Source organism: Vibrio sp. DNB22_10_4, assembly GCF_052879755.1.
On record NZ_JBNNXW010000001.1, the window covers coordinates 295,725 to 308,601 of the forward strand.

The 12,877-nt window shown below is 48.3% G+C and carries 12 protein-coding genes; 4 read left to right on the top strand and 8 right to left on the bottom strand.

What is annotated here, in order from left to right:
* Positions 1 to 11 precede the first annotated feature (11 nt).
* Both phnG and phnF read right to left on the bottom strand, forming a co-directional pair.
* Positions 12 to 458: a phosphonate C-P lyase system protein PhnG gene (gene phnG, locus ACVA6Q_RS01175; RefSeq protein ID WP_446646189.1), complete on the bottom strand. Its 447-nt coding sequence runs from the start codon at positions 456 to 458 to the stop codon at positions 12 to 14.
* Complete coding sequence (phnF, locus tag ACVA6Q_RS01180; RefSeq protein WP_446646190.1) at positions 459 to 1,154, bottom strand: phosphonate metabolism transcriptional regulator PhnF; 696 nt, start codon at positions 1,152 to 1,154, stop codon at positions 459 to 461.
* 555 nt (positions 1,155 to 1,709) lie between these two features.
* On the opposite strand from phnF, the gene phnC reads away from it, so the two are divergent.
* Genes phnC through phnE (ACVA6Q_RS01200) form a run of 4 tightly spaced genes read left to right on the top strand, consistent with a single transcriptional unit; the run spans position 1,710 to position 5,313 of the window.
* On the top strand, positions 1,710 to 2,549 hold the full coding sequence (gene phnC, locus ACVA6Q_RS01185; RefSeq protein WP_446646191.1) for a phosphonate ABC transporter ATP-binding protein: 840 nt from the start codon (positions 1,710 to 1,712) through the stop codon (positions 2,547 to 2,549).
* 41 nt (positions 2,550 to 2,590) lie between these two features.
* The gene (phnD, locus tag ACVA6Q_RS01190; protein WP_446646192.1) at positions 2,591 to 3,514 is read left to right on the top strand and encodes a phosphonate ABC transporter substrate-binding protein; all 924 of its coding nucleotides are present in this window, start codon (positions 2,591 to 2,593) and stop codon (positions 3,512 to 3,514) included.
* 60 nt (positions 3,515 to 3,574) lie between these two features.
* On the top strand, positions 3,575 to 4,450 hold the full coding sequence (gene phnE / locus ACVA6Q_RS01195; RefSeq protein WP_446646193.1) for a phosphonate ABC transporter, permease protein PhnE: 876 nt from the start codon (positions 3,575 to 3,577) through the stop codon (positions 4,448 to 4,450).
* Positions 4,447 to 5,313, top strand: a complete 867-nt coding sequence (phnE, locus tag ACVA6Q_RS01200; protein WP_446646194.1) for a phosphonate ABC transporter, permease protein PhnE — start codon at positions 4,447 to 4,449, stop codon at positions 5,311 to 5,313. Before phnE (ACVA6Q_RS01195) ends, phnE (ACVA6Q_RS01200) begins: the two co-directional genes overlap by 4 nt.
* A gap of 168 nt (positions 5,314 to 5,481) precedes the next feature.
* Here phnE (ACVA6Q_RS01200) and ACVA6Q_RS01205 read toward each other — a convergent pair whose 3' ends face one another.
* The 6 genes from ACVA6Q_RS01205 to ACVA6Q_RS01230 form a co-directional block, all read right to left on the bottom strand.
* Positions 5,482 to 7,266 (bottom strand): aminopeptidase P family protein, encoded by a 1,785-nt coding sequence (locus ACVA6Q_RS01205; protein WP_446646195.1) that lies wholly within the window; start codon positions 7,264 to 7,266, stop codon positions 5,482 to 5,484.
* Complete coding sequence (locus ACVA6Q_RS01210) at positions 7,263 to 8,261, bottom strand: ABC transporter ATP-binding protein (protein ID WP_446646196.1); 999 nt, start codon at positions 8,259 to 8,261, stop codon at positions 7,263 to 7,265. The genes ACVA6Q_RS01205 and ACVA6Q_RS01210 overlap by 4 nt, the downstream gene beginning before the upstream one ends.
* Before the next feature lie 9 nt (positions 8,262 to 8,270).
* The gene (locus ACVA6Q_RS01215; RefSeq protein ID WP_446646197.1) at positions 8,271 to 9,275 is read right to left on the bottom strand and encodes an ABC transporter ATP-binding protein; all 1,005 of its coding nucleotides are present in this window, start codon (positions 9,273 to 9,275) and stop codon (positions 8,271 to 8,273) included.
* 11 nt (positions 9,276 to 9,286) lie between these two features.
* Positions 9,287 to 10,234: an ABC transporter permease subunit gene (locus ACVA6Q_RS01220; RefSeq protein ID WP_446646198.1), complete on the bottom strand. Its 948-nt coding sequence runs from the start codon at positions 10,232 to 10,234 to the stop codon at positions 9,287 to 9,289.
* A gap of 8 nt (positions 10,235 to 10,242) precedes the next feature.
* Positions 10,243 to 11,163 (bottom strand): oligopeptide ABC transporter permease OppB, encoded by a 921-nt coding sequence (gene oppB / locus ACVA6Q_RS01225; RefSeq protein ID WP_446646199.1) that lies wholly within the window; start codon positions 11,161 to 11,163, stop codon positions 10,243 to 10,245.
* A gap of 76 nt (positions 11,164 to 11,239) precedes the next feature.
* Positions 11,240 to 12,850, bottom strand: coding sequence for a peptide ABC transporter substrate-binding protein (locus ACVA6Q_RS01230; RefSeq protein ID WP_446646200.1), 1,611 nt, complete (start codon positions 12,848 to 12,850; stop codon positions 11,240 to 11,242).
* Positions 12,851 to 12,877 lie beyond the last annotated feature (27 nt).

The window sequence follows — 12,877 nt, forward strand, 5'->3', positions numbered from 1 at the left end:
TGTACCTTGAATCAATCTTCACCGCGTACCATGGTGAAAAAGTCCACCTTACTGGTCGCCACTTCTTTTGCTCTGAGCTGCTGCTGTTCTTGCTTCATCGCCGCCAAAGGCTCAACGACCATGCGCATTAACTGCTCATGGTGTGATTGGGTCTGTAGTAGGCCATCAATGACGGCGGCTAGCTCTGCTTGGGCTTTATTGCGACCGCGCAAGTAGCTGTAACCCATCTCCCCACTGTCCAATTTGACGACAGCTCGAGTGATCGTGGCATCGCCCATATTGAACTCACGACCGCTTCCCCCCATTCGAGCGCGGACTTGTGCCAACCCGATCTCTGGTTGACGTACCATTTGGTAACTCGCTTCAATCTTGGTTGAGTGCCACAGTTGCTCTAATTCGCTCTGCTGACTTTGTGCCAATGTTGACATCCAGCTTGCTCTCTCGCTGACAGCTGTCATTTAATGCTCCATTACTATTTCAGTTGTGTCGGAACGGCTATTGGAGGTCGAAAACTCGGCCACCAAGTTGGTTCCCTTGATAACGTTCTTGGTTTTAACTCTTAGAATTGGTGTACTTGATGTAATTTGCAGCAGTCGGCACTCTTCACCCGTTGGTGTTTTTGCACCCACACGGGTTTCTTTGCGCTCGAGCTCTATATCAAGTCCGCGTTTAATAAATTCGTGCAGTGAACCACTCTGGTAGTTCTTCAAAATGCTCCACCACTCAATATTGGCTAAGTAGTGATCAATGATGGTACGAGGGCACTCTTCGGTCTTTCGCAGTGTACGGATATGGATGATCTTGCTGCCCTCAGGGACACCTAAGTTGGTTGCGATGTCTAGCGGTGCGACGAACACTCGATGTTGAATTACCTCGCAGCGTGGCCTTGCACCTTGTTCAATCAGATTTTTGGTAAAGTGCGCACCCGAATGCACGTGATACTCATTAGGTTGCCTTACCACCATATTGCCTTTGCCTTGGTGGCGCTGAACCATGCCAGTATTTACCAGCTCATCAATCGCTCGGCGAAGCGTGTGGCGATTCACATCAAAGCGCTGCGCAAGCTTGCCTTCCGCAGGAAGGTAATCGCCGGGAACGTAACGTTCACGAACTTCCTGCTCTAGTACCGAAGCAATATCTAAGTAGACTGGCATGTTGGCCTCCTTCGCGAGTAAGTTATCTAGACATGTGTTAACCCAAAAAACAGCAAGTCCATTGCTGCTTTTCACATGTGTATGTTTCTCTGATAACGCTACTCTGAAGGGACAAGATGAAAGTTACGTGTCGATTTGTTTGCAGAACTGCAACAATTCAATAGTGTCGATAACTTATCTGTTTGTACTTAAGGGTCTGAATTAATTGAGGTAAACGAGGTTTTCTACTCGCTGATTGCAGACATATATATATCTTGGATTCACATTAACTTGATACGAGATGACAGGATTTTGCAGTGTCATAACCCCACGCAAGTGAAGAAGGCTGTTTTTGTGCCTCCCTACGTGATGGCGTAGCCAGTTGAGAAACCAGCGTAATGATCAAGATGCTTAATTTTGTTCGTCAATAAATTGAGTGAAACGGTGGTATTCACACCTTTATTTCGAATGGTGCATGTTGTTTGTTCATAAAGTAGTCATAAAACTATCCCGAATTCGTCAAAATCCCACGTTCTAATATTCAATCAATAACGACTATTGACTGGAATAATATTTATGGCCATGACCATGCCTGAACTGACAGTTGTATCGGATGCAGACGAGATTGCATCCCCGCAATTGGGTAGAAAGGTTCTTGAAACTCGCGCTTTGACTAAATCTTATCAAGAAGGAAAAGTGGTTCTCGATGGGATCAGCTTTGAGCTTCACGCTGGTGAATTTGTTGCTGTGGTAGGGCGTTCTGGAGCGGGAAAATCGACGTTACTGCATACGTTGAATGGCACCATACCTGCGACGAGTGGCGAAATTTTAAATGTTCACAAAGACCTATCGACAGACAACGTACTGTCGATGTCGAGAAAAGAGATTCGCGAGTGGCGTACTCATTGCGGCATGATTTTCCAAGATTTCTGCTTAGTGCCTCGTTTGGATGTGATTTCCAATGTCCTACTTGGGCGCTTGAGCCATACATCGACGCTTAAGTCGCTACTTAAAATCTTTAGTGATCAAGATAAAGCTCAAGCCATCCAATTGCTGAAATGGCTCAACATGTTGCCTTATGCACTGCAACGAGCAGAAAACCTATCTGGCGGACAGCAACAGCGTGTCGCGATTTGCCGTGCAATGATGCAAAACCCAAAGATCCTTCTTGCCGACGAGCCTGTTGCCTCGTTGGATCCAAAAAATACCGTTCGCATTATGGAAGCACTGCAAAAAGTGAGCAGTGATGGTGTGGCAGTAATGGTGAATCTGCACTCAATTGAACTGGTTCAGGAGTATTGCTCCCGAGTAATTGGTCTTGCTAAAGGCAAGGTGATTTACGACGGGCATCCTTCTGGCCTCAATGATGATGTTTTACATCACCTTTATGGTGATGAGATCGACCAAATCAACTAATCCAATCTGAAAACTGGATAATAAATCTTTAAGGACAAGTGATGAAAAAGCTTCTATCTATTGGTATCGCTGTAGCGTCAGCCATGACTTTCAACGCGAATGCAGCTGCTCCAAGTGAAATCAACCTAGGTATCCTAGGTGGCCAGAATGCAGCAGCTCAAATCGGTGATAACCAGTGTGTTGCTGATTTCTTGAATGCTGAACTGGGTGTGAAAACCAACATTCGTAACTCCAGCGATTACAACGCAGTTATTCAAGGTTTGCTGGGTGAAAAAATCGATTTGGTCATCAACATGTCACCTAAGTCATACGCTGAGGTGTACTTAAATGACCCTAAAGCGGTGGATCTAGTTGGTATCACAGTCGATAACACCGATAACTCTCGCGGCTACCACTCGGTTATATTGGTTAAAGAAGATAGCCCATATAAGTCTATTGAAGACTTGAAAGGCAAGGTGTTCTCTTTCGCTGATCCTAACTCGACTTCAGGCTTTCTTATCCCAAACAACCAGTTAGAAAATACGCTGGGTGGAAACATGGATAATCAATTTGATGGTTTCTTCAAATCGGTCAACTTCTCTGGTGGACATGAGCAAGACATCGTCGGTGTTCTAAATGGTCAGTTTGATGCTGCGGTAACTTGGTCATCAATGGTGGGTGAAGCGGACAAAGGGTACAGCGCTGGGGCATTACTACGATACATGGATCACGACGCTGACCTAATGCAGAAAATCCGCATTATTTGGGAATCGCCACTTATTGCCAACGGTCCAACGATTGTAAGTAACCGCCTAGACCCTGACTTCAAAGACAAGCTTGTATCAGCTGTGAAAAAGTTGGATCGTGAAGACAATGCTTGCTTTAGCAAAGCGGCTGGTGGTTCGCTTCACCTTGAAGAGACAAGTGTTGCTGAATATCAGTCAATTATCGATTTGGTACAAGCGACTAAATTCGCTCAGCGTTAATCCCTTCCCAATACAAAGCTGGTAGGTGCCTACCAGCTTCTTACTTCTACGGTCAATTTCATGCAGTTTGAACAATATTACCAACAGGCTCGCCGCAAGCAGAAGATGGACGCACTTATGTGGTCATCGATGTTTATGCTGCTTTATTTGCTTTCTGGGCATTATGCAGAGTTCAGTCTTTCAACCATTTTGCGCAATGCACCTGCGCTGTTTGACTATATCTACGATACGCTTCCGCAGCTTTCATGGGATGTTTTATTTGCGAGCAGAGACGAAAACGGTCGAGCAGTACCCGGCTCTTTGATTTATTGGGGCTATCGTTTACCTATTCAAATCCCTCTTCTTTGGGAAACGATCAATGTCGCGATTGCTGCGACATTAGTGTCATCCGTTGTGGCAATCATATTGGCGTTTTTGGCCGCCAGTAATGGTTATGCTCCTGCGCCTGTTCGAGTGGCAGTGCGTTCTTTTGTGGCCTTTTTACGCACCATGCCGGAGCTTGCTTGGGCGGTGATGTTTGTGATGGCTTATGGCGTCGGAACCTTCCCTGGTTTCGTGGCTTTGACACTGCATACGATAGGTAGCCTGACCAAACTGTTCTATGAATCTATCGAAACCATTTCAGATAAGCCGGTTCGAGGCCTGACCGCGTGTGGTTCAACACCCGTCCAGCGATTGCGTTTTGGTTTTTGGCCGCAGATTAAGCCAACCGTCCTGTCGTATATATTTCTTCGATTTGAAATCAATTTTCGCTCATCGACCATTCTTGGCTTAGTAGGGGCGGGGGGGATTGGTCAAGAGTTGATGACAAACATCAGCTTGGGTCGACATGATCAGGTCAGCATCACGCTGTTGTTGATCATCCTTGTCGTCGCGCTCATAGACATGACGTCGGGCGTTCTGCGCAAAAAAGTCATCAGTGGAGATGCAAAATGACGGAATTAACGTTAGAGCAAATCAAACAAGAAAATAAAGCGATTTTCTCGCAGCAAAAACGTTATTTGACCATTGTTGCAGTGCTCGCGATCAGCGTTTTGGTGTATTACTTCCTATTCTTTACTTTCTTTGGTGTGTCTTCAAAGCAGTTTGAAATGGGGAATAGCAAAATCATGAGCTATTTCCTGCATATGTTTGTATGGAGAGACTTCTGGGATTGGCCGTTTGCCTATTATTTTAAGCAAATTGCGATAACACTGGCGATTGTATTCGGCGGCACGTTAACCGCATCTCTTGTAGCATTGCCTTTATCCTTTATGGCTGCTCGCAACGTGATGACTGGACCGTTTCGCATTATCGCTACCTTGATGCGTCGTCTGTTTGATGTACTGCGTGGCATTGATATGGCTATTTGGGGCATGATCTTCGTTCGTGCCGTGGGTCTGGGGCCTCTTGCGGGGGTGATGGCGGTGTTTGTTCAAGATTTGGGACTATTCGGCAAACTGTATGCGGAGAGTCACGAATCAGCAGACAATAAGCCGTCCCGTGGGCTAACCGCGCTAGGGGCAAACAATCTACAGAAACATCGTTTTGCCATCTTTACTCAGTCATTCCCGACCTTTCTTGCATTAACCTTGTATCAACTGGAATCAAATACCCGCTCTGCGGCGGTATTAGGTTTTGTTGGCGCTGGTGGTATCGGTTTGGTTTATGCGGAAAACATGCGCTTGTGGAACTGGGATGTGGTGACATTTATCACACTTGTTCTCGTCGCCATCATTATGGGGCTAGATAAGGTGTCGAGCACACTGAGGCAAAAATACATAGTGGGAGAAAATGTCCCGCTGTATGAAAAGCGATAAGTAGCAGTGGGTTAGCCTGTCTTTGGGCTAACCCACCACAAACTCGCCTTTCCCTTTTATCGACAAAACCAAAAAAGCCAGCTTGCGCTGGCAAACCTTTCTTCACTAGCCATCAGAGCTTGCTTTTCATCTGGCTAACACGTGAAAGGAACACGGGAGAGGAAGTGATTAAACCGGATGCGTCGCGCCCTTGAGCCAATCGAGCGTATCGCCAGCAAGATATGGCGATAGCAATTCGAACACTTGTTGATGATAGTTATTGAGCCATGAGCGCTCTGTGGACTCGAGCATTGCTAGGTTTAAAAGATTGGTTGCAATTGGCGCAATGGTGATGGTTTCAAAGCCATAGAACTCACCAAACTCGTTTGAGGTGCGCGGCACTACCTTCATGATGTTTTCAATGCGAATGCCGTATTCGCCTTCACGATAGATACCAGGTTCGTTGGTGATCACCATGCCAAGCTCTAGCGCCACTTCTTTGATGTTTTGAGAGAAGTTTTGCGGCCCTTCATGCACGTTCAAACAGACGCCCACACCATGACCAGTACCACATTTGTAGTCAATGCCATGCTGCCAGAGGACGCCACGAGCAAGGATGTCGAGGTTCGCTCCTGTGGTGCCTTTTAAGAACTGCGCGCTCGTTAGGCGAATGACAGCCTTGAGCACTAGGGTGTAATCGACACGCTGCTGCTCAGTTGGCTGGCCGTAGTGGAAAGTACGGGTAATATCAGTGGTGCCACCCGGATATTGACCGCCAGAGTCGACTAGAAACAGATTGCTTTCATCGACGGTCGCATTGCTTTGTTCGTTGGCAGCATAGTGCATTTTGGCGCCATGTTCTGCAAAGCCTGCGATGGTTCTAAAGCTGTCGGACAGATAGCCGTCAAGCTGCTTGCGGTAGCCTTGTAGCTGCTGCTCTGCTGCGAGTTCTGTCACTTGGCCGCTCGGAACCTGCTGTTCTAGCCAGTGCATAAAGCGCACCATGGCCACACCATCTTGAATCAGGGTTTGTTCCATGGAAGCCAGTTCGATTGGGTTCTTCTGAGCCTTCATTTTGGTGACGACACATGGGGTATCGACTAACGAAATGGTCAGATTAATCGAGCTGGCGAGCAGGCTGTCAGTATTGGTTGAGCTAAAATGAAGCTTGGCTTTGCTCGGTAGCAAGTTGATAGTGTCTGAGACTTTGCCGTAGTCGAGCGTCACAATGCCTGCATCTAACAGCTGCTTTTCAAGCGCGGCATTGATTTTTAATCGGTCGATGAATAAATGGCAGCTTTGTGCAGTAACGAGTAAGTAAGCTTCTGAAATCGGGCAATATGGCGTGTCTGCACCACGAATGTTTAGGCTCCACATGACATCGTCAAGGGTAGAGACCAGTAGTGCTTGCGCGTCCTCATTGCGAAGGTAGTCGCGCAATCGAGTGAGCTTGTCATCCACCGACTCACCGGCATAGGCGATATCATGGCTGAAGATTGGCGCTTGTGGGCGCAGCGGACGCTCTTGCCAAATCGGCGTGAGGATGTCGGCAAGCTCAATGCGAATGCCTTTTGGGGTCAATTCTTGCTCAAGCTGCTGATAGAACGCGTAGCTGATAGAGCGGCCATCGACACCGACCACTGACTGTGTCGGTAGAGTTTGTGCTAGCCATTTGGCAATAGATGGCGTTTCCACTTCTTTTGCTTTGAACAGCGACAAGCTGGTACCAGATAGTTGCTCCTCGGCTTGAATATAGTAACGGCCATCTGTCCATACGCCGCCACCTTGAGCGGTGACCACGGCATCGCCTGCTGAGCCAGTAAAGCCAGAGATCCAACTGCGCGCTAGCCAGTGAGCTGCCGAGTATTCGCTGTTGTGTGGATCATTATTGGTGACGATATACGCGCTGTAGCCACGCTGTTTCATGGCATTGCGCAGAAGAGCTAATCGCTCACAAATTGGGTTCTGTTTCATACAGGGGACGTTCCTAATGTCGAGTGAGTACAAAAAATATGGTGATGCTGGTTACCCGTTTTCGTGGGTGGTTGCTGTCCACATTGCTCCGTTGCATCTGGGCAGCGAGTCCTAAATACGCAGCCGCTTGGCGGGTTGAGTGGAGAAGGTAAATCTCCACTCAAAAGTTGAATGTCGCGCGCTTTGGCGAGTGTTGGATTGGCGATGGGCACTGCGGAAAGGAGTGCTTTAGTGTAAGGGTGTTTAGCCTCATCAAACACTTGCTGATAATGTCCTACTTCCATCGGTTTGCCAAGATACATTACCATCACGCGGTCGCTGATATGTCGAACCACACTCAGATCGTGCGCAATCATGACCAGGGTCAGTCCCATCTCTTTTTTTAAGTCATCGAGTAAGTTAATGACCTGGGCTTGAACCGAAACGTCCAATGCACTGACTGGCTCATCACAGACGACGAGATCAGGATTGAGGATTAGTGCTCTTGCAATGCCGACACGTTGGCATTGACCGCCTGAAAACTCATGAGGATAGCGATTACGCTGGCTTGCCAACAAACCAACTTTGTCCATCATGGCGATGACGCGTCGTTCGACTTCTTGGCGTTTGAGCTGAGGTTCGTGTGTGAGCAGTGGCTCGGCAATGCACTCTGCAATAGTTAGCCTAGGGTTCAAGCAAGCTGAGGGATCTTGGAATACCATTTGAAATTCACGGCGGCGGCGAGCAAGTTCGGCTTTGCCAAATGCGCGCATGTCTTCACCTTTCCAGATGAGTTCGCCTTGAGTTGGCTCGATCAATCTCAGTAGCGCACGCGCTAGCGTTGATTTGCCGCAACCAGATTCGCCGACGATTCCTAAGGTTTCGCCGCGATAAACATCAAGATCAATGCCATTGACGGCCTTGACCACCTTACGTTTTCTGGGGATAAGGTGCTTTTTGACCGTAAAGTGTACTTGCAGATCTTGCGCCGCCATTAGTATCTCTTTGCGTTGCATAGGAACTCCTTAGGCTGACTGAGTCGTTGGTTGATTAAAAAGGGGCGTTACGGTTTGCTGAGCAGCGATATGGCAAGCGATCGCTTGCTGCTGAGATATCGGCGAAAACGCAGGCATGGAGGCGCTACATTCAGGCTTATAGTGTTGGCAGCGTTCTTTGAATGGGCAGCCTTTATGGTTAATCAGTGCACTGGGTGGACTACCTGGAATAGTCGGCAGGCGTTCCATGTCTTCACTTACCGATGGAATGGCGTTGAGCAGTCCTTGAGTGTAGGGGTGTGCTGGGTGAGCAAACAGGCTTTCAGTATCCGCTTGTTCCATGCGGTTGCCACCGTACATAACGAGCACTCGGTCGCACATCTCGGCCACGACGCCCATGTCATGGGTGATGAGCAAAATAGCGGTATTAAACTCATGTTGCAGCTCTCGTAAAAGGGACAGGATTTGCGCTTGCACCGTTACATCTAGCGCCGTTGTTGGTTCATCAGCAATCAATAGTTCTGGACGACATAGCAGCGCCATAGCAATCATTACCCGCTGGCGCATTCCGCCTGATAGTTCATGAGGGTATTGATTAAGGCGAGTCTCTGGAGAAGGAATACGCACGGCATCAAGCATTCGAATTGACTCCGCTTTTGCTTCAACTAGCGACAGTCCTTTGTGAATGATCAGTACTTCGCAAAGCTGCTTACCAATTTTCATGAATGGGTTGAGCGAGGTCATTGGGTCTTGAAAGATCATGCTGATCTTCTCTGCGCGAATGTGGTTGAGCTGACGTTTAGACATCGCCAATAAGTTCTCGCCATGCAAGTTAGCCTCGCCAGACACCTTGCCATTGTGAGCAGTCAGTCCCATGAGCGCGAATACCGATTGGCTTTTGCCTGAGCCTGATTCGCCGACAATACCTAAAGTCTCGCCGGCACTGATGCTATAGCTGAGATTGTTGACCGCCTTGACTGTGCCGTCAGGCGTTGCAAACTCAACGTTCATATTGTTTACCGTTAATATCGTCATAATGTGCATTCCTAGCGGTCTTTAGGATCCAGTGCGTCACGAAGACCATCACCAATGAAGTTAAAACAGAACAAGGTGGCGACCAAAAAAGCCGATGGAAACAGCAGTTGCCACAAGGCCACATCAATAGTTTTTGCGCCTTCGGCAATCAAGATGCCCCAGCTAGTATCTGGCGGTTGAACGCCGAGGCCTAAAAAGCTCAAAAACGACTCAAACATGATGAAACCTGGCACCATTAAAGAGGAGTAAATCATGACAATGCCAAGTACATTTGGCAAAACATGGCGCCTTACTATGGTGAGCCTTGAAACGCCAATAGAGTGCGCTGCTTCTATGAACTCACGTTTTTTAATACTGAAGGTCACCCCTCGCACTACACGAGCGATACCCAGCCAGGAAACCATGCCGATGACGACAAAAATCAGGTAGATGTTGTTGCCAAACAGAGTGACAAAAAGGATCACCATGAACATGAAGGGGACGGAATCGAGAATTTCAATGACTCGCATCATGACGCTATCGACAACACCGCCAAGATAACCAGAGATACTGCCCCAAATGGTGCCGATAACCACCGCGACAAGCGCGCCCATAAAGCCCACCATGATAGAGAGTTGGCCGCCTTTCATGGTGCGAGCGAACAGGTCTTGCCCCAAGTCATCGGTGCCAAAGTAGTGCTGCGAGCTGATTGATGGCTTGCCCAGCTCATACGGGTCTGATACTACGTTCCAATCGATTTCATCATGGCTAAATGGGGTCAGGTGTGGCCCTGCGGTTATGCATAGCACAATAAAAGCCAGCAGATAGATGGAGCTCATGGCAGCACGATTTTTACGAAATCGGCTCCATGCATCTTGCCAAAGGCTGCGACCTTCGACAGCTTCAATTTGACTGGTTTCAATATGGTTGATGACCTGCTCGGACAATTGAGAGGCATCGAGTTTTTTAGTGGTGATCATGGTGCCTCCTAGACGTTAATTCGTGGGTCAATCACTGTGTATAAGATATCGACAATCAAGTTGAACAGTATGGTTAGCGAAGCGACGATAAGTGTGATTCCCATAACCAGCCCATAGTCTCGGTTAAGCGCGCCGGATACAAAGTGCTGACCCATGCCACCAGTACCAAAAAAGATATCGATGATTACCGAGCCGGTGACTACAGCAACGAACGCAGGTCCAAGCATGGCTACGACCGGTATCAAAGACGGACGCAATGCATGATGAAATAGTATGTAGCTGGTGGAGAGCCCTTTTGCTTGAGCGGTACGAATATAGGGTTGGTTCAGCGTCTCTATCATCGCCCCGCGCATGACACGAGCGATACTGGCAACCGATCCAATCGCCAAACTGAGCACCGGCAATACCAAGAATGCCGCCGCGCCATTTTCCCAGCCGCCAGCAGGGAGCCAACCTAAATGAACCGAAAAAATGGTCACTAGCACCGGCGCGAGCACAAAGGCGGGAATCACGACGCCTGTCATTGATAGCGACATCAAAAAATAATCCAAACGACTGTTACGATTTAGCGCCGCCAGTGTCCCTAATATCATCCCGACGGGCACCGAAATACAAAATGACAATACGCCTAACACCGCAGACACAGGCCAAGACTGAGCGACTAACTGAGTCACCGTAAAGTCCTGATAAACAAAACTTGGCCCCAGATCGCCTTGAAGGAAATTTTTGATATAGATGCCGTATTGAATCAAAAAGGGTTCGTTGAGGTGAAACTTCGCCTCGATATTGGCACGCACCACTTCTGGCATTGGACGCTCCATATCAAATGGGCCACCAGGGGCAATGTGCATCAGCCAAAACGAGACCAGGGCGATGAATAGCAGGGTAGGTATGGCGATACAAAGACGCCGAAGGATGTACCACAACATAATCGTCTCCAATATAGAAAAAAGGGCCTACCTACGTGCTATGACGTTGCTGTCAGGTCGACCCAAAATGGGTGTCTTAATGTGCTGTAACGTAGACGTTTTTGCGGTAATAAGAAGACTCAGGGTTGGAGCGCTCGTAGCCACCGATATGAGGCTTCACCAGATACTGGTCATTACCAGGGCGGTAAACCGGAATGATGGCCATCTCGTCAATGAGCAGGGTTTCTGCTTCTATGTATGCTTGTGATGGATCCGCCATGACTTTCGATTCGTTCATAAGTTTGTCGTAGAGCGCATTGTTGAATTTAGAGTCGTTGTACTCGCCAGTGGAGACAAAGATGTCTAACCAAGTCGATGCTTCGTTGTAATCCGCTGTCCAGCCGCCGCGGCTGACGTTGCCGGGATCTTTGAGTGCGTAAAAAACTTTTGGCTCGAGCTGCTGGATTTCAACTTGCACGCCCAAGACACTTTTCCACATCCCTACCATCGCAGTCGCCATCTTCACATCGTTAGAAAAGGTCGGAACCGTAAAGGTGAGTTTGAGTGGGTTGTCTTTGCCGTATCCTGCATTAGCGAGAAGCTGTTTCGCCTTTTGGTTACGCTCTTTCTGCGTCCAGTTGGCAAACTCAGGCGTGTGGCTGCGATAACCGTCGGTTTGTGGTGGCACCAGCGTAAACATAGGGATGCCGCCGTTTTTCAAAATTGCTTTGGTCAGAATGCTGCGGTCGATAGCGTAAGAGAGCGCTGTTCGAACGCGAACATCTTTGGTCGGCCCTTTTTCAGTGTTGAGGTAGTAGAACGTGGAGCCGAGTGATGCGCTGGTATCTGCCACTTGTTCGGGGAACTGTTTAAGAAGCTTGTTTTTTTGCGCCGATGGAATCGACAGCGCTTCATCAATTTCACCTGCTAGGTAACGGTTGAGGGAGACGTTGGCATCACCAATGGGTAGCCAAGTGATCTCTTCAAGTACCACATTGCCGGCGTCCCAATAATGTGGGTTTTTCTTCATCACCATCTTCTCATTCACTTTCCAGCTCTCTACGCTGAAGGCGCCGTTGGTGACGATATTGGTAGGTTGAGTCCATTCACTGCCGTATTTTTCAACGGTGGCTTGATGTACCGGTGCTAATACAGGGTGGCTTAGCAGCTTAATAAAAAACGGTACTGGCTGTTCGAGGGTAACTTCGAAAGTTAGGTCATCAATAGCGCGCACGCCCAAGGTTTCTGGTGCGGCTTTGCCTGCCATAATGTTGGCGGAATTTTTGATTTTCGGAATGGCGGCAAACCAAGCATAGGGGGAGGCCGTTTCTGGATTCAGTAGACGTTGCCAGCTGTAGACGAAATCGTGAGCCGTTAATGCCTCGCCATTCGACCACTTAGAGTCACGCAGACTAAAGGTGTAGACCGTATTGTCGGCATTGGCACTCCAAGACTTAGCAATACCTGGAATCGTTCGACCTTGTTTGTCTTGAACGGTGAGCCCTTCAAACAGGTCACGCCCTAGGTTAAACGCTGGCTCAGCAGCTTGCTTGGCAGGGTCAATCGACGTGACTTCCGCACCGTTATTGAGCGTGATTGATTGTTCAGGCGCAAGTTGCGTGCCTTGTGGGTACGGTTTTGCTATTGCCCCCGTCGCGAGCACACTGGCGACGAGCGTTCCTAACATCAGTAGTTTGGTCTTTTTCATCACTTCCTCGTTGTGTTTGGTTCGTTA

Bases quoted from the DNA above. Each gene is read 5' to 3' on its own strand.
- phnG (WP_446646189.1), bottom strand. From the start codon at position 458: ATGACAGCTGTCAGCGAGAGAGCAAGCTGGATGTCAACATTGGCACAA.
- phnF (WP_446646190.1), bottom strand. From the start codon at position 1,154: ATGCCAGTCTACTTAGATATTGCTTCGGTACTAGAGCAGGAAGTTCGT.
- phnC (WP_446646191.1), top strand. From the start codon at position 1,710: ATGGCCATGACCATGCCTGAACTGACAGTTGTATCGGATGCAGACGAG.
- phnD (WP_446646192.1), top strand. From the start codon at position 2,591: ATGAAAAAGCTTCTATCTATTGGTATCGCTGTAGCGTCAGCCATGACT.
- phnE (WP_446646193.1), top strand. From the start codon at position 3,575: ATGCAGTTTGAACAATATTACCAACAGGCTCGCCGCAAGCAGAAGATG.
- phnE (WP_446646194.1), top strand. From the start codon at position 4,447: ATGACGGAATTAACGTTAGAGCAAATCAAACAAGAAAATAAAGCGATT.
- ACVA6Q_RS01205 (WP_446646195.1), bottom strand. From the start codon at position 7,266: ATGAAACAGAACCCAATTTGTGAGCGATTAGCTCTTCTGCGCAATGCC.
- ACVA6Q_RS01210 (WP_446646196.1), bottom strand. From the start codon at position 8,261: ATGCAACGCAAAGAGATACTAATGGCGGCGCAAGATCTGCAAGTACAC.
- ACVA6Q_RS01215 (WP_446646197.1), bottom strand. From the start codon at position 9,275: ATGACGATATTAACGGTAAACAATATGAACGTTGAGTTTGCAACGCCT.
- ACVA6Q_RS01220 (WP_446646198.1), bottom strand. From the start codon at position 10,234: ATGATCACCACTAAAAAACTCGATGCCTCTCAATTGTCCGAGCAGGTC.
- oppB (WP_446646199.1), bottom strand. From the start codon at position 11,163: ATGTTGTGGTACATCCTTCGGCGTCTTTGTATCGCCATACCTACCCTG.
- ACVA6Q_RS01230 (WP_446646200.1), bottom strand. From the start codon at position 12,850: ATGAAAAAGACCAAACTACTGATGTTAGGAACGCTCGTCGCCAGTGTG.